General features: G+C 70.0%; 17 protein-coding genes. 6 read left to right on the top strand and 11 right to left on the bottom strand.

Going from position 1 to position 16,029, the window contains the following annotated elements; all coding sequences use genetic code 11:
* Positions 1–2 precede the first annotated feature (2 nt).
* Positions 3–653: an HAD-IA family hydrolase gene (locus tag ABD648_RS06160; RefSeq protein WP_282214094.1), complete on the bottom strand. Its 651-nt coding sequence runs from the start codon at positions 651–653 to the stop codon at positions 3–5.
* Positions 654–726: 73 nt separating this feature from the next.
* Between ABD648_RS06160 and ABD648_RS06155 the strand changes: the two genes are divergently transcribed.
* Positions 727–972 (top strand): hypothetical protein, encoded by a 246-nt coding sequence (locus tag ABD648_RS06155; RefSeq protein WP_282214093.1) that lies wholly within the window; start codon positions 727–729, stop codon positions 970–972.
* Between the two features lie 18 nt (positions 973–990).
* Here ABD648_RS06155 and ABD648_RS06150 read toward each other — a convergent pair whose 3' ends face one another.
* From ABD648_RS06150 to ABD648_RS06120, 7 genes are all read right to left on the bottom strand, one after another.
* Positions 991–1,683: an ABC transporter ATP-binding protein gene (locus tag ABD648_RS06150; RefSeq protein ID WP_282214092.1), complete on the bottom strand. Its 693-nt coding sequence runs from the start codon at positions 1,681–1,683 to the stop codon at positions 991–993.
* Entirely contained in the window at positions 1,680–3,452 is a 1,773-nt protein-coding gene (locus ABD648_RS06145; protein WP_282214091.1) for a branched-chain amino acid ABC transporter ATP-binding protein/permease, read from the bottom strand. Before ABD648_RS06145 ends, ABD648_RS06150 begins: the two co-directional genes overlap by 4 nt.
* On the bottom strand, positions 3,439–4,299 hold the full coding sequence (locus ABD648_RS06140; RefSeq protein ID WP_282214090.1) for a branched-chain amino acid ABC transporter permease: 861 nt from the start codon (positions 4,297–4,299) through the stop codon (positions 3,439–3,441). The genes ABD648_RS06145 and ABD648_RS06140 overlap by 14 nt, the downstream gene beginning before the upstream one ends.
* 124 nt (positions 4,300–4,423) lie before the next feature.
* Complete coding sequence (locus ABD648_RS06135; RefSeq protein ID WP_282214089.1) at positions 4,424–5,596, bottom strand: ABC transporter substrate-binding protein; 1,173 nt, start codon at positions 5,594–5,596, stop codon at positions 4,424–4,426.
* Between the two features lie 39 nt (positions 5,597–5,635).
* A complete protein-coding gene (locus ABD648_RS06130) occupies positions 5,636–6,052 on the bottom strand; it encodes a nuclear transport factor 2 family protein (RefSeq protein WP_282214088.1) in 417 nt (138 codons plus the stop codon).
* 49 nt (positions 6,053–6,101) lie between these two features.
* Positions 6,102–6,890 carry a MoaF C-terminal domain-containing protein gene (locus tag ABD648_RS06125; RefSeq protein WP_282214087.1) on the bottom strand — a complete coding sequence of 263 codons (789 nt, stop codon included), beginning with the start codon at positions 6,888–6,890 and terminating at the stop codon, positions 6,102–6,104.
* A 173-nt stretch (positions 6,891–7,063) separates the two neighbouring features.
* On the bottom strand, positions 7,064–8,029 hold the full coding sequence (locus tag ABD648_RS06120) for an AraC-like ligand-binding domain-containing protein (RefSeq protein WP_282214086.1): 966 nt from the start codon (positions 8,027–8,029) through the stop codon (positions 7,064–7,066).
* Positions 8,030–8,143: 114 nt separating this feature from the next.
* On the opposite strand from ABD648_RS06120, the gene ABD648_RS06115 reads away from it, so the two are divergent.
* Positions 8,144–9,271: a DUF998 domain-containing protein gene (locus tag ABD648_RS06115; protein ID WP_282214085.1), complete on the top strand. Its 1,128-nt coding sequence runs from the start codon at positions 8,144–8,146 to the stop codon at positions 9,269–9,271.
* A gap of 11 nt (positions 9,272–9,282) precedes the next feature.
* On the opposite strand, the gene ABD648_RS06110 is transcribed toward ABD648_RS06115, so the two are convergent.
* Positions 9,283–10,143, bottom strand: coding sequence for a MurR/RpiR family transcriptional regulator (locus tag ABD648_RS06110; protein WP_282214084.1), 861 nt, complete (start codon positions 10,141–10,143; stop codon positions 9,283–9,285).
* A gap of 72 nt (positions 10,144–10,215) precedes the next feature.
* On the opposite strand from ABD648_RS06110, the gene ABD648_RS06105 reads away from it, so the two are divergent.
* Positions 10,216–11,106, top strand: coding sequence for an N-acetylglucosamine kinase (locus ABD648_RS06105; protein WP_282214083.1), 891 nt, complete (start codon positions 10,216–10,218; stop codon positions 11,104–11,106).
* Positions 11,096–12,031, top strand: a complete 936-nt coding sequence (murQ, locus tag ABD648_RS06100) for an N-acetylmuramic acid 6-phosphate etherase (RefSeq protein WP_282214082.1) — start codon at positions 11,096–11,098, stop codon at positions 12,029–12,031. The genes ABD648_RS06105 and murQ overlap by 11 nt, the downstream gene beginning before the upstream one ends.
* Positions 12,032–12,044: 13 nt before the next feature.
* On the opposite strand, the gene ABD648_RS06095 is transcribed toward murQ, so the two are convergent.
* Positions 12,045–14,030 (bottom strand): primary-amine oxidase, encoded by a 1,986-nt coding sequence (locus tag ABD648_RS06095; RefSeq protein ID WP_282214081.1) that lies wholly within the window; start codon positions 14,028–14,030, stop codon positions 12,045–12,047.
* Positions 14,031–14,131: 101 nt separating this feature from the next.
* Positions 14,132–14,716 carry a TetR/AcrR family transcriptional regulator gene (locus tag ABD648_RS06090; protein ID WP_282214080.1) on the bottom strand — a complete coding sequence of 195 codons (585 nt, stop codon included), beginning with the start codon at positions 14,714–14,716 and terminating at the stop codon, positions 14,132–14,134.
* 66 nt (positions 14,717–14,782) lie between these two features.
* On the opposite strand from ABD648_RS06090, the gene ABD648_RS06085 reads away from it, so the two are divergent.
* Complete coding sequence (locus tag ABD648_RS06085) at positions 14,783–15,319, top strand: hypothetical protein (RefSeq protein WP_282214079.1); 537 nt, start codon at positions 14,783–14,785, stop codon at positions 15,317–15,319.
* A gap of 29 nt (positions 15,320–15,348) precedes the next feature.
* On the top strand, positions 15,349–16,014 hold the full coding sequence (locus ABD648_RS06080; protein WP_282214078.1) for an SDR family oxidoreductase: 666 nt from the start codon (positions 15,349–15,351) through the stop codon (positions 16,012–16,014).
* Positions 16,015–16,029 lie beyond the last annotated feature (15 nt).

The following is a 16,029-nucleotide window of genomic DNA, read 5'->3' as shown; positions in this document are numbered from 1 at the left end:
GCTCAGCCGATCGTGAGTGCGAATCCCTCGGTGGTGGGGGCGACCGTGACCTGCGTCAGGTCGTCGACCCGGTAGGTCGGCCCGTGCGCGGCGGCGTGCTGTCCGACGCCGAGCACCCGCATGCCCGCGGCGAGACCCGCCTGGATGCCGGCACCGGAGTCCTCGAACACGACGCAGTCGGCGGGGTCGATGCCGAGCAGGCTCGCGCCGAGCAGGAAGCCTTCGGGATCCGGCTTGGATGCCGAGACGCTCTCGGCCGTGACGGCGATCGCGGGGACGGTGAGTCCGGCCGCCTGCATCCGTGCCGTCATCAGCGCGACGTTCGCCGAGGTGACGATCGCGTGCGGATAGGGGAGGAGTGCCTCGAGCAGTGCCTTCGCCCCCGAGATCTCGATGACGCCGTCGACGTCGTTCGTCTCGGTCGCGAGCATCTCGTCGTTCTCGCGGAGATTGATCGCATGATCGCGCTCCGGCAACATGATCGACATGCTCTGATGCCCCTGCCGGCCGTGCACGACGCTGAGCACGTGCTCGGGGGCGATTCCGTGCGGCTCCGCCCAGGCCAGCCAGAGCCGTTCCACCACCGCCGTCGAGTCGACGAGAGTCCCGTCCATGTCGAGGAGGACGGCGCGGGCGTGGATGGTCTCGGTCACCCCTTCAGGCTAGCTGGCGCACGGCGGTCACCTGCTAGGTTGGCGAACGGCATTCGAGGACCGGGGGGATTCCATGGACACCACGCCGACACGCCGCGGGCGCGTTTTCTTCATCGCCGCAGGGGTGCTGCTGGTTGCAGCCTTCCTCGGGTGGATAGTGCTCCGCAGACAGGATGCCTGGCCGGCGGCGCTGGAGCTGGACTCCGTGCTCGGATGGATCGCCCACGGGCTGGCGCTGCTGGCGCTGCCCGCTGGTGCCTGGTTGATCGCCAGAGGCACCTTCCGCGAGCGCGAGCGCGCGGTCGACAGCATCGACTGACGCGCGCGCCAGCCGCCGTCAGCCGCCCAGGTAGGCGCGATGCAGCAGGGCGGGGTCGGCACCGAGCTCCGCGGCCGTGCCCTGGAAGGACACCCGGCCACCCGCCACGACCACGGCCTCGCGTGCGAGACCGAGCGCGACCTGCGTGAACTGCTCGACGAGCAGCACGGCCACGCCCGAGTCGGCGATCGACTTCACGATCGGCATCAACCGCAGGAAGACGACCGGTGCGAGCCCGAGCGACATCTCGTCGATGAGGAGAACGCGGGGCTTCGCGGCGAACGCGCGCGCGAGCACGACCATCTGCTGCTCGCCGCCCGAGAGCAGGGCGGTCGGCGAGTCGATGCGCTTCTCGAGCTCGGGGAACTGCGCGAGCGCCGCATCCAGCTCCCCAGGGGTGCGGGCGGTGAGCGAGATGTTCTCCCGCACGGTGAGCGAGGGGAACACGGCTCTGCCCTGCTCGATGTGCACGATGCCGCGCCGCGAGCGCGCGACCCGCGACAACTTGTCGATCGGCTCGCCGTCGAGAGTGATGCTGCCGGCGGAGTGCGGGGTCACGCCCGAGATCGATTCGATCAGGCTGGTCTTGCCGGCGCCGTTGGGGCCGACCAGGGCCAGCACCTCGCCGCCCTCGACCCGCAGCGAGACGTCGGAGATCACGGCGCCCGCACCGCGGCTGACGCTCACGGCGTCCAGGACGAGTTCGCTCACTTCAACAGCTCCGTCTCTCCCATGTACGCCTTCACGACGTCGGGATTCGCGAGGACCTCGGCTTGCGGTCCGCTGGCGAGCACCCGGCCGAAGTCGAGCACCGTGAGAGTCGGGCAGACCGAGCGCACGAGATCGAGGTCGTGCTCGATGATGATCAGCGCGATGCCGTAGCGGGACGGGAGCTCTCTCAGTCGAGCGGCCAGCGCCAGGTGCTCGTCGTGCGAGAGCCCGGCGGCCGGTTCGTCGAGGATCAGCAGCCGGGGGCGCGCCACCACGTTCGCGGCGACCTCGACGAGTCGTCTCGTTCCGACGTCGACGCTCGACAGGCGAGCGCGTGCCGGCGGGCATCCGAAGAACTCCAGCACCTCGTCGATATCGGATGCCGCGAGCCGACGCCGTGCGACGAACCGCACATACGCCCCGATCGTGAGCGCGGGCGGCACGCGATCCTGCTGGAACGTGCGGCGCAGCCCGAGGCGTGCGCGCCGGGTGGGGGAGAGACCAGCGAGGTCGCGATCCCCGAGGAGCACGCGGCCGCCGTGCTTCGGCAGGAACCCGCTGATCGCATCGACGAACGTCGACTTCCCCGCACCGTTCGGGCCGATCAGTCCCATGATCGACGCGGCAGGCACCACGACCGACACGTCGTCGAGCGCCTTCAGTGCGCCGAACTGCACGGTCAGCCCATCGACGGACAGCACGGGTGCCCCCTCGAGCGCGGCCGCGTCGACCGTGGCGGTGGTCGTCGTGGTGATGGCCCCGGCATCCGCTCCGACGTCCGGAGGGAGCGCCGTGAGCTTCGCGTTCGCGGCACGCCGGTCGGCGCGCCGGTAGAACAGGTTGCGGATCCCCTGGCCGAGGTTGGTGCCGCTCGTGAGGGCCTGCACGCCGAGCACGCCGAACACCACGAAGCCCCAGTCCTGCGGGATTCCCCAACGCTTGAGCAGCTCGGGGACGAGCACCCACAGGATGCCGCCGAAGATGGCCATGTCGATCAGGTGCGCGCCCGACATGATCGCCAGGACGTAGAGCGCGAGGGACTGCAGCGGGGTGAAGCTGGAGGCGAACGGCAGCTGCACCTGACCGGCCAGCAGCCCTCCGGCGACGCCGCCCAGCGCGGCCGAGACCGCGAAGGCCGTGAGCTTCGCGATCTGCACGCTCTGGCCCGCGGCCGCGGTGCCGCGCTCCGAGAACGCGACGGCCTTCCAGCTCGATCCCCAGCGTCCGCGCTGCAGGAAGAAGACCCCGAGCGCGCAGAGTGCGAGCACGACGATCGAGAGGAAGAAGAACTGCCGGTCGTTGGAGAACATCGTGGGGCGCTCGATCGCGGTGCCGTCGGCGGAGCCGGGGAACTGGATCTGCACGAGCGTGACGTCGGCCGCCGCGGCGAAGCCGAGCGTGACGACCGCGAGATTCACCCCGCGGAGGCGGAGGGCGGGGAGCCCGACCAGCACGCCGACGAGACCTGCGGCGATGCCGCCGAGCACGAGCCAGACGATGAATCCGCCCGGTGCCTGCATCACGTTCAGAAGCGAGACGATCCACGCGCCGACGGCAGCGAAGGTGAGCTGGCACAGGGCGATCATGCCGGCGGAGCCGGTCACGATGCCGAGACCGAGGATCGCGATGGCGGCGATCACGGCGCTGATGGCGAGGAACACGAAGTAGCCCGGCAGGGCTGCGCTCAGGATCGCTCCGGCGCCGATACCGGCGAGTGCGATCGCGAACGGCCAGGTGATCCGGAACCAGGGACGGTCAGCGAGCGGCATCCCACACCTCCTTGCGCTGGGTCCAGAGGAGAAGGACGACGATGAACAGGAACGGGAGGAAGTTGCGCACGAGCGCGACCTCGTCGATCTGGGCGACCAGGCCGCCGAGCACGCCGAGGACGACGCCGCCGATCACCGCCAGGTCGAGACGCCGGAACCCGCCGAGGAGGGCGGCAGCTGCTGCGGGGACGATGAGCATCGCGAGGCTCGTCGCGTCGTTCGACTGCGACGGGGCGACGACGATGATCGCGATCGCGCTGATGACGCCGGTCACGAACCAGACGGCGATCGACAGCGGACGCGAGCGGATGCCGAGCAGCTCGGCCGTGGTCGGACGCTCCGAGAGGGCCCGCAGCTGCGTGCCGACCCTGGTGCGGCGCAGCACGATCCGGACCACGATGGCAGTGATGATCGCCATCGCCACGGTCGCGACGGTGACCTGGCTGATCACCACGCCGCCGAACGAGAAAGCGGGGCCCGCGATGATGGGCGTGAACGGCTGAGGCTTGTTGCCGAACAGGATGAACGACATCGAGATCAGCAGGAGCAGTGGTCCGACGGTCATCGCCGAGCGTGTCGTCGTGGAAGCCTCGGAGAGCCAGGTCGCGGCGATGAATCCGATCGCCGCGGCGAGGAGACCGGCGACCAGCACCCCGAGCACCGACCCGAGCCAGATCGGCAGCCCGATCTCGCGGACGAACCACACCGCCGTGAACGCGCCGAACATCCCGGTCGCGGCCTGAGCGAAGTTCACCACGCGGACGAGGCGTGACATGAGCGTCAGGCACACGCCGAGAACGGCGTAGAGCCCGCCGGCGGCGAGGCCGGCGATCGCGCCTTGCAGCATGAGGCGTCCTTTCTGATCTGAGGGGGATGGCCCGGTCGTTGAGCGAGGAGCGGAGCGACGAGACGAAACGCTGCGAATGCGTTTCGTCTCGCTCCGCTCGCTCAACGACCGGACCCGCGAGTGTCTACTTGCCGATGCGGAGCCAGTCGTCGGCGACCTGCTCCCAGGCATTCGTGCCCGACTTCAGGATGATCGGCCACCCCGCGGTGTTCTGCGTGCCGAAGGCGTACGGCGTGCCCACCATCGGGTTCTCGATCGGGTCCATGGCCTTGAGCGCCTCGGAGACGCTCTCCCGCGTGATGTCGCCGTCGATGCCCTTGAGCACTTCGATGAAGTACGTCGCGGCGAGATATCCGCCCTGGCTGAACGAGGTGAGCGGGATGTCGTTCGCCTCCATCAGCTCCCGCCAATCGGCGTTGATCTCGTTGTCGTCCGTGAACGGGTAGAACTCGGCCGGCACGTAGATCCCGGCGCCGGCGTTGTCGATCGCGTCGGCGAAGTTCTCGCTGTAGACGCTCGTCAGATAGAGCCAGGTCACGTCGTCCCAGCCCTGCGCGTTGGCGGCCTTGACCTGGCCGATCGCGTCGGGCTCGACCGGGTTGATCGCCAGAGCCTTGCAGCCCTGGTCCCGCGCCTTGACGATGTACGGCGTGTAGTCGGAGGCGCCGTAGGGCACGGTGTCGTCGACGTACTTCGGCTCCTTGCCGGTGATCTCGGTCCACTTGTCGATCGCGGCCTGGTAGGTGGGGCGCGTGGAGCCCGCGATCTCGAGCAGGATGCAGATGTCGTCCAGGCCGAGCACCTCGGAGCCGTACTGCAGCGTGAGGGTCATGTCGTTGAACGGCCCCACGTTCGCCGGCGAGATGTTGTCGCTGGCGAAGCAGCCGGTGTCGACGCCGATGCCGGGCATCGAGAGGATGCCTTCCTGCTCGTAGTACTTGGCGTTGATCTCGCATTCGATCAGGCTGGCCGAGCCGACGAGCGCGACGGCGCCGTCGCTGCCCACCAGTTCGCGAGCGGATGCCGTGGCTGTCGCGGGGTCGCCCTTGTCGTCGAGGGTCTTGTACTCGATCGTGCGACCGTCGAGCCCCCCGGCCTCGTTGAACGCGTCGAAGACGGCCGCTGCCGCCTGCGACGCCTCGGGGAAGGTCGCCGGACCGCTGATCGTGTTGACGGAGCCGACGACGATCGGGGCGCCTTCACCTCCGCCGCCTCCGCCGTCCGCGCCGGCGCAGCCGGCCAGGGTGAGGGCTGCCACGGCGAGGAGCGCCGCGGTGCCGGATGCTCGTCTGTTCATGTGCTTCCTGCCTCTCGTGTGTTCGGGTCGTGCTGTGGCTCAGGCTCGGGTCCCTGAGCCCGTCGAAGGGTCGCGCAACGCGCGGCTCACCATCTCGGTGTCGGTGAACTGCTCGAAGGCGACGACCTCGGCATCCTTCAGACGCCAGACGTGTGCGACGCGAGCGGCGAAGAAGCGCCCGGTGGCCCTGTTGGTGCCGGAGTACGTGCCGATGCCGACGACGACGTCTCCGCCGTCGATCACCTCGTCGATCGCGACGGTGTAGTCGTCCCAGTCCTCCTGGAGGCGCGCGAAGACGTTCGCGGCGACAGCATCCGGTCCGACGTAGGTGCCGGCGTAGGGGAAGCCCGCGGCCTCCGTCCAGCGGACGTCGGATGCCAGCGGTGCCAGCATCCCGTCGAGGTCGCCGCGGTCGCTGGCGGCGTAGTGGCTGCGGATGATCTCTGCGTTGCTCATGTGCGCTCTCCTCGATTCGTTTCCTGGGCCGTGAGCCTGTCGAAGACGGTCAGACCGGCTGGGCGTCGGGATAGGCGACGGACCCGAGCGGGTAGATGTGGCCACCGCCGCGGGAGTGCTCGGCGCGGCCCTCGCCGTTGAGCCCGAGGAAGGTGCCCGTGGTCATCAGCTGGTAGCCGAGGTCGTGCAGCCAGACGCTGGCGACGGCGATCCGGAACTCGCGGAAGCAGAAGAGGTACAGGCCGTCGGCGAACTTCCACACCGTCGAGAGATCCATGTCGCCGTGGCCGCGCTGCACGCCTTCCAGGCACTGCCACGCGTAGCGCTGACTCGAGATGTAGACGTGCTCGTAAAGGTGCTCGGGGCTGTAGCGGTAGACGTTGCGCTTGCCGATGAGGTCGCGGCTCGGGCCGGGCACTTCGCCGGTCGCCTCGCCGGCGTCGGTCGTCGCTGCCCAGAAGTCCTGCCCCACCTGCGGAGTGCCCTCCACGGCCTCGGCCCCGATGCGGGAGCGGATGACGGTCGCGCGATGCGTCGTGCGGGAGAAGACGACCGTGATCGCCTCGCGCTCGCGGCTCTCCAGCGGGATGTTCACGAAGACGACGTCGTCGCGTACGGCCACAGCGTCGTAGGGATCGGTGCCGGAGGCCTCGAATCCGGTCCACGTGACGGCGACGGAGTCGAAGCGCAGAGACAGCGTGGAGCCGTCGTCGAGGCTGAGGGCGAGCGCGGTGCCGGCCAGGGACACGTTCGGAAGTCGGAAGGTGTCGATCCCCGCAGCGAACTCGTCGTAGGTGCGCCACTCGTCGAGCGCCGGATCGAGGGAGGTGTCGGTCATGGAGGTCCTGACATCGCACGTGGCGGAGCATCGAGGCCCCGGGCGCCGCGTCATCGCGGTGCGCTTGCCTCATGCTCGGCCGCGGTGCGGCATCCGCTCAAGAGCGGGGGCGCCATCGCGCGCCGAGAGTCAACCGGCGTGCCCTCCCGGGCAAGGCCGCGCGATCAGCGGCGTCAGTGCGCGGCGCGGTACTCGCTGGGGGAGACCCGGAACGCCGCCTTGAAAGCGCGGCTGAAGTGCGCGGCATCCACGAAGCCCCAGCGGGCCGCGATCGCGGCGACGGGGCGGTCGGCCAGCATCGGGTCGAGCAGGTCGCGTCGGCACTGCTCGAGGCGTCGCGTGCGGATCCAGGTCGAGACGGTGACGCCCTGCTCCTGGAACAACCCGTGGAGGTGACGGGTGGAGATGAAGTGCGCCGCGGCGATCGTCGCGGGTCCGAGGTCGGTCGATGCCAGGTTGCGGTCGATGTAGGAGCGGATGCGCTGCACCAGAGCCCGGTGCGGATCGGCGGAGACCTCGTCGAGTCCGAGCTCGCGTGTGAACACCGTCGTCACGAGGTCGAGGGCGCTGTGCGCGAGGCGGGCGCCCGTGGTGCCTGCGAGCTGATCGAGGTTCCCGGCGAGCTGCGTGAGGTACGGCACGACCATGCCGCCGAGTCCCTCCTGGCCGGAGATCCGCACGGCGGTGAGCTGGCCGATCATGTCGGACGGCAGGCTGATCAGATGCTTCGGGAACATCACGACCATGGTGCGGAAGTCCTGGTCGAAGACGAGGGAGTACGGACGATCCGTGTCGTAGACGGCGAGGTCGCCGGGGTGGAGCACGGCCTCGCGGTCGTCCTGGATGAGCAGGCCCGTGCCGGCGAGCATCAGGCTCACCTTGAAGTAGGAGCGGTCGGCGCGGGCGATCAGCTCGGGTGTGCGCTCGACCACGTGCGACGTCGCACGCACCTCCGTCACGTGGACCTCGTCGACGGATGCTCCGCGGATGACGCCGCGGAAGTGATCAGGGCCGCTGCTCGACACCTGCAGAGGGACGAAGGACTGGGAGACGGCCGCACGGAATTCGCTGATGTTGCGCGCGATGAGCGACGACACCGACTCGGCGGGGGCGACGGGGGCAGCGAGTGCACCGTTCATGACTGATCACCTCGGGATGGTGGAACGACGACGTTGTATACGATCCGTTCCGTGATGCTATCACCGGCGACGGCCGCACAGCACTGCTTCTAGGATGTGACCGGAGGACGGACGATGAAAGCTCTCGGAGACACGATCCTGCGCGTCCTGCGACAGGTGCGGGGAGCGGACAGGTCGGATGCCGTCTTCGAGGCGACGGCGCTCATCGTGGGCGCGGCGTTCCTGGTTCTCGGCTTCGCGATCGGGCTGCCGGTCTTCTGGGGCCGCGAGCTGGCGATCAGCGGAGCCGGATCGATCGGCGTCTTCGCGGCTGTCGGCGGCGCGGTGACAGCGGTCATCGCCTTCGTGGTGGGGCGTCTGGCGGTACGTCCGGCGGAGCCGGACGCCGAGGGACTCCGCGACGGGTTCAGCGTGCCGGGCGACCGGCTGCGCTGGTACGACCTCGTCGCGATCGCCTTCGCGCACGCGGCGATCGCCTACCTCGGCTGGATCGGGATCGCCGAACTGCTCGAGCGCAGCTTCACCGACGCCCCGGTGTTCGCGTTCCCCGGCGCGGTGCTGGTCGCTGTGGCGTTCGCGCTCACCGGGTACGTCTCGTTCCTCAGCGCCGTCGCGCTCACACCGACGGTGCTGTCGCTCGTGCTGGCGGTGTTCCTCGTCGTGGGCGCCTTCGCCAGCATGCTCGCGTCGAGCGATCCGCACTGGTGGCGCGACAACCTCTCCGCGCTCGGGATGAGCACCAACAGCGCCTCGCTCGCCTTCAACGTCACGCTCATCATCGCGGGTGTCATGGTGACGACGATCTCGCGCTACGCGACGGCCGGCCTGCCGGCGTCGGACCCGATCGACCGCCGTGGCCGATTCATCGTGCGCGGCGGCCTGATCCTGCTGGGCGTCTTCCTCGCCTGCGTCGGCGTCTTCCCCGTCGACGAGTTCTTCCTGGTGCACAACACCGTGGCGACCGGCATGACGGTGGTGTTCGCGGTCGTCGTGGTCGGACTGCCGTGGTTCCTGCGCAGCATCCCTCGGGTCTTCGTCGTGTTCGGCTGGGTGTACGTGCTGGTCATCGTGCTGCTGGCCGTGTTCTTCGCGATCGGCTACTACAACCTCACGGCGGTGGAGCTCATCGCCGCCGTGCTGATCTTCAGCTGGATCATCGTGTTCCTGCGCACGGCGAGCTCGGCGGGATCGCCGCGCGTTCCCGCCCCCGCTCTGACGTCGGAGGACGCGCCGGCGCACTGACGGCTCCGGCTTCAGTCGTCGCGAAGCGCCCTGGCCGCGTCGGCCGTGCGCTGGAGCGCGTGCACGGTGTGGGCATGGCGGCGCTGGGCGACGCCGACGAAGAGGCAGTCGACGAGTGCGAGCTGAGCGATCCGGCTGACCATCGCGCCCGCCCGGAAGCGGGGTTCGCGCGCATGGCTGAACAGGGTATGGTCCGACTCGCGCACGAGAGGGGAGTCGACGACGCTCGTGACCCCGATCGTGGTCGTGCCGGCTCCGCGTGCGGCCTGCAGGAATCGCACCGTCTCCCTGGTGGACCCCGAGTTCGAGAATCCGATCGCGACCGCCTTGGTCGCGCTGAGCGAGGCGGCGGCACTCGCCTCGTGCGCGTCGGACAGGACGATCGCCGAGCGCCCGATCCGCAGGAGCTTGTGTCCGAGGTCGTCGGCGACCAGGCGGCTGGCGCCGACCCCGAAGAGCAGGATCCGGTCGGCCTGGTCGATCGCCTCCACGGCGGCGGCGAGCACGTCGAAGTCGAGATTCCCGATCGTCTCCTCGATTGCGAGCAGCTCGAGCGCGGCGATCTTGCCGACGGCATCCGGGAGTGTGTCACCCGTCGCGATCTCTGAGCCGAACCCGGCGGGGGCGTTGAACTGCACGGATTCGCGTCCGAGCTCGGCGGCCAGCGACATGCGCAGGGCGGCGTAGCCGCGAAGCCCGATGACACGGCAGAAGCGCACGACCGAGGCGACGGAGGTGTCGCAGAGAGCGGCGAGCTCGGAGATCGTGCTCTCGACGGCGGTGGTGGGATCGTCGGTGATGACGCGGGCGATCCGGGCGAGTGACGGCGGGAGTGTCTCGGCTGCCGTCGCGATGGTCGTCTGGATGCTCATGCCACTCCTTGCTCGGAAACGACCGGATGAACAATTGTTCCACGAATAGCTGGATCTGCGTAGACTATTTTCATGAGTTCCCCGCGTCCCGCCGTCGCCGTCGATCTCGGCAAGTCCCGGTGCCGCGTCGCGTCAGGCGATGTGGTCCGTGAAGGTCTCGGCGCCCCGGGTCTCGCTGCCGAAGACGGCGTGACCGCAGCGATCGCCGCCATCCTGCCCCTGCTGCCGGATGACGGGGGAACCCTCGACCTCGTCGGTGTCGGCGCCGCAGGCGCGTGGGCCGCTCCCGGCGCAGCACAGCAACTGGCTGCCGCGCTGGCAGCGGCGACGCACGCCAGGGTCGCCGTCGCCTCCGACGTCGTCGCCGCCCACGCCGGTGCGCTCGAGGGCGGCGAGGGCGTGCTCCTCATCGCCGGCACCGGCGCCGCCGCACTCGGCATCGACGCCGACGGCGCCCGGCTCGTCGACGGATGGGGCCCCGAGCTCGGCGACTTCGGGAGCGGCTCGTGGCTCGGACGTGAGGCCCTGCGCGCGGTGCTCCGCGCATCCGTCGGCCTCTCACCAGACACCGTGCTCGTCCCGGCGATCGAGACGCGCATCGGCACGGCGTCCGACATCATCGGCTGGCTGGCGGATCCGGAACCGCTCGCGCGGCGCCTCGCGACCTTCGCCCCGCTGGTGCTCGACTCCGCAGCAGCGGGCGATGATGTGGCCGGCGAGATCGTCGAGGAAGCCGTGCGTCTGCTCACCGCGTCCGCGGTCGCCGCCTCCTCCCGCACGCTCGCGGTGACGCTCCACGGCGGGCTCATCCAGCATCCCTGGTTCCATGCCGCCCTGGTCGCCTCGCTGCAGGCGGCAGGGCGACAGACCGTGCCCGCTGCCGGCACCGCTCTCGACGGCGCGCTGCTCCTCGCGCGCCGGGTCGATCTTCCCCACGAAAGGTTCGTGCACCGTGCCGAATGACGACGTCCGACTGACCGCCCTGCTCTCGGTGCTCGAGAGCCTCGACACCGAGGCGTCGACCACGGAGCGCGGCGACCTCGACCTGCTCGACACCGCCGAGCTCATCCGGCGGATGAACGCCGAGGACCGTCGCGTCCCGGCCGCGGTCGCGGAGCGCGCCACCGAGATCGCCTCCGCGATCGACGGGATCACCGAGCGGTTCCGCCGCGGCGGACGGCTCATCTACATCGGTGCGGGCACGGCAGGACGCATCGGCGTGCTCGACGCGAGCGAGTGCCCTCCCACCTTCGGCACGGATCCCTCGATGGTCGTGGGCCTGATCGCCGGCGGCGAGACCGCGATCCGATCCGCCGTCGAGAACGCGGAGGACGACGACGAGGCGGCCGCCGCGTCGCTGCGCGACCTCGACCTCTCCGCGAGCGACACGGTCGTCGGCATCTCGGCTTCGGGGCGGACGCCCTATGTCGTGGGCGGGCTGGACTATGCGCGGGGTCTCGGCGCACTGACGGTCGCGATCGCCTCGAATGCGGGGTCCGCGATCGGTGCAGCCGCCGAGATCGCGATCGAGGTGGTCACCGGACCCGAGTTCATCTCCGGATCCACGCGGTTGAAGTCCGGCACCGCGCAGAAGCTCGTGGTGAACATGCTCACCACCCTGTCGATGATCAAGCTCGGCAAGACCTATCGCGGCGTGATGGTCGACCTGCTCGCCACCAATGAGAAGCTCCACGCCCGGTCCATCCGCACGGTGTCGCAGCTCGCGGGCGTCGGCGTCGACGAGGCCTCCGTCGCGCTCAGGGCAGCCGACGGTTCGGTGAAGCTCGCCCTGCTGATGCTCGCCGCCGACGCGTCGCCCGAGGCCGCGGCATCCGCTCTCGTCGACGCCGACGGCATCCTCCGCGACGCGATCGCCGCCCTCGCCTGACGCTGCGGTCGCGTCAGTGCCCGCAGGTGCAGGCGGCGCCTCCGCCGCAGCATCCGCCGGCTCCCGGTGCGGCGTGTGCCTGCGATGACTCCGGCACGTCCATCGCGGGGTTCTGGTCGAGGAAGCCGTTCGGCTTGAACCAGAAGCCCGCGTAGTCGACGGGCATGATGGGCCAGTCCTCCGGGCGGGGGAAGTGCGTGAGCCCGAACGTGTGCCACAGCACCATGTCCTCGCCGTCGATCGAGCGATCTCCTGCCGAGTACTCCGGCAGTCCCGCCCCGCCCTGATGCGCATTCGGGTAGCGGCCGGCCGGCCAGATCTGACCCGGCTCATGCCGCGTCGCCCAGAGGTGCTTGGTGGCGAACGCGGCACGTGCGGCGACCGACGACGCCGGGTCGGCCATGAGCAACGCGGTCGGCTCGGGGATGAGGTGGTAGGCGGTCGGTCGTCCGACGCGGTTCGTCTGCGTGGCGCTCTGCACCTCCCAGACGCGCGCGAGCGACGTGTCGGCCTCGCGCTGCGCCGCGTGCTCCGTGGCGAGGAGCGTCTCCGACCACGTGAACGCGTTGCCGAAGGGGTTGTCCGGACCCATCGGCACGCGCTGGGCGTCGATCTCGACGAGCCGGTTGGCCTCCCCGTCGATCGCGACGTCGAGCCGCGCGCAGAACAGGTGCTGGTGCACGGGCGCGAAAACGCCGGGGGCGAGTTCCGTCGCGTGCTTCTGACGGACTCCGGGCTCGCCCGCGGCGGCGAAGACGATGCCGGTGGCCTTGGCGACGACCTCGATCGAGCCGTCCAGGTAGAAGTGCCAGTAGAAGCCGTAGTCGTAGTTGCCGATCGTCGAGAAGTACGACACCACGAAGCGGCGCGACCGGCGCACGTCGGAACGGCCCGACAGGTCGGTATGCTTCCAGAGGATGCCGTAGTCCTCCTCGTGCATGCAGATCACGTTCGGGATGCGCACGGGGTTGCCGTGATCGTCCGCGACGTAGCCGTCGACGTATCGGATGACGCCGAGGCAGTCGCAGCCGAGCTCCAGGTGGTTGGCGTTCTTGCCGAGCAGGTATTCGCCGGCGTCGAAGTAGCTGATCCAGAAGCGACCTAGTGCGGTGTCGCCGTAGGGCACGACCATCTCGGGCACGCTCGCCCTGCTCAGCACCGAGCGCCCGCCGAACGAGACATCGTGCAGCACGAGACCCTCGCGCGCGTTGAAGTCCACGCGCATCGACCAGCCCTCCCACTCGACGAGCGAGCCTGTGACCGCGAAGCTCGGGCCCTCGGGCTGCGTGATCTCGATGGGCTTGAGCGTCGTGCGCGCGGCGCCCTGCGCCTCGGGGTAGTAGTTGCCGTGACCGGCCGGCACCGGCACATCACCGTGGTCCTCGACCCGGATGACGCTGTTCGTCGTGAGATCGATGTGCACGATGAGGCCCTCGACGGGGTGCGCCCACGGGGAGTCGGCCTCGTCGTGCTTCAGGAACGTGAGGGAGCGGATGACGCGGCGGCCGACCTCGTCGGCTCGGCCGGTGTAGCCCGGGGCGAGCGGGCCGCAGAATGCCAGCGCCATGTGGCCCGCGAGGCCGCGGCGCGTCATCGCGGCCTGCCACTCGGGGGAGGCCTTCGCGATCGTCTCGGCGCGCTCGTACTCCTCGAAGAGGTACTGCGGCTGGCCGTAGGGCGGCGCGTCATTGGGCACCCGCTCGGCGCGGACGACCTCGCCGCGGGTGAGGGAGACGATGACCTCGGTGGCGACCCCGGTGGCGATGTCGAGAAGGGTGATGTCGGCGCGGCGGTCGATCGGAGAGCCGGGGCGCCACGCGGCGCGCTCCTGCTTGGTCGGCTCGTCGGGGAGCAGCATCGGCACGCGCGTGGTCTCGGTCATGAGCCCGGCGGCGTCGAGTACGGCGCGGGCGGCGGCGATCTCGGCGCCGGTGAGCGGATCGAGCGGATGCGGGACGGCGATCTTCTCGATGGAGACGGGCTGCGGGTGGTGGGACATCGTCGACCTCACTATTTTCGAGCAAACGCTCAATAAACGGGTTGGCACGATCGTACGACGGAACGCCCGGCGTCACAAGACCCGGGCTGCAGCCGGGCGGCTCAGGCGCGCCAGGGGGCCAGGATGCCCTCGAGCACGGCCAGGTGCGCCGAGGCCGGCTGGGGCTCGGTGACCTCGACCACCTGCTGCCCGTAGGTGATCGAGCGCAGCAGTGCCATCACGGCATCCTGCGGGGTCTCGGCGCGGAGTGCGCCGTCGGCGACGGCCTCTTCGAGGGAGGAGCGGATGCTGTCCTGCCAGGTCGCGAGGGTGGGCGCCCCGGCATCCGGCGTCGATTCGAGGGTGGCGATGCGGCCCCAGAATCCGACGACCACGTGGGCCTCGGTGCGCGTGCGCTCGTCGATCGGAAGAACCTCGCGCATGAGCGCGTGCAGTCGGGGGAGGCCGCGCAGGCCCGCGGTGGCGTCGGCGATCCGCATGTCGGTGCGACGGGTGACCTCGGCGGCGGCAGCACGCACGACGTCGTCGAATCCGTCGAAGTAGTGCCAGAGCGATCCGGTCGCCACCCCGAGCTCCTTGGCGACGGCGCGCGACGACACGTTCTCGTGGCCCTCGCGGGCGGCGACGGTCAGCAGCGCCTCGGCGATCTGCCGGCGGCGCTCATCGTGATCGACGATGCGGGGCACGTTCACATCCTGTCGTATTCGCGGTGGGTGTAGCTATGTTGAGCGTCCGATCAATATACTTCGCGGGTGGAGCATCTCCTGCCGGCGGCGCCGTGGCTGATGGCCGCGGCGGCGATCGTCTCGGCCGTCGCCTGCGTGGCCGCGTGGCGATCCGTCCCCTGGCAGGGCAAGCAGTCGGCTCTCGTCATGGCGGCGGTGATGCTGCTGGTGGCGGCGGGCGACGGAAGTCCGGTCGTCGGTCTGATCCTCGGGGCGGTGCTGCTGCTCTCGGCGATGCTCGGGACCATGGGAGTCCGCGGAACCCCGGCCGCCGCCACGTGCTGCCACCGTGCGCTCGTCTCGCTGGTGATGGCGATCTGCTCCTTCGAGAGTGCGTCGACCGGACAGGCCGCCGCCGTCGCGGGGCACGCCCACGGGCATGGCCAGGGCGTGACGGGTCTCCTCTCGGTGCTCGTGGTGGTCGGGGTCATCAGTGTGGTGCTGTGGACGGTCGTCGCGGAATGGGTGCTCGAGCCGGTGCACCACGGCCGCACCGCGCGCCTGCTCACGACGGAGGCCTGGGCCATGGCGGCGGGTGTCGCCGTGATGTGCCTCGGGTTCTGACCGCCGATGCGGTCCGGTAGCGTGGCCGGATGCCTGTCGCCCTGATCACCGGAGCCGCGCGCGCGAACAGCATCGCCGCCGGAATCATCTCTCGCCTGCGTGCCGCGGGTTGGACGGTCGCCACCAGCGATCTGCACGACGCCGAGCACACGGCGGACCTCTCGACGGCGGAGGGCCCCGACGCCTTGATCGCCGAGGTCACCGCCACGCATGGCACCATCTCCGCGCTCATCCTCAGCCATGCGCACGACGTCGAATCCGGCATCCTCGACACCACAGCCGAGAGCTTCGACCTGCACGTCGCCGTCAACGCGCGGGCGAGCCTGCTGCTCATCGCGGCGTTCGCCCGCCAGGTCGGCGACGAGGGCGGTGCGATCGTGGCGCTCACGAGCGACCATGTCACCGGGAACCTGCCGTACGGCGCGTCGAAGGGTGCGCTCGACCGGCTCGTGATCTCCGCGGCGCGCGAGCTCGGCCCGCGCGGCATCTCGGCGAACGTGCTGAACCCCGGCCCGATCGACACCGGGTGGATGGATGACGCCACGCGCACGCAGCTGCGCGAGATGACCCCGCTCGGGCGCCTCGGGCGTCCGGCCGATGTGGCCGCGGTGGTGGAGTTCCTCGTCTCGGACGAGGGCCGCTGGATCTCGGGGCAGCTCCTGAAGGCGGACGGGGCGTTCGGCGCCGATTTCTGATCAGGCGCGGCTTCC

This window comes from Microbacterium luteolum, from assembly GCF_039533965.1.
GTDB classification, from domain to species: Bacteria; Actinomycetota; Actinomycetes; order Actinomycetales; family Microbacteriaceae; genus Microbacterium; species Microbacterium luteolum.
This window is presented reverse-complemented; position numbering and strand designations above follow the sequence as displayed.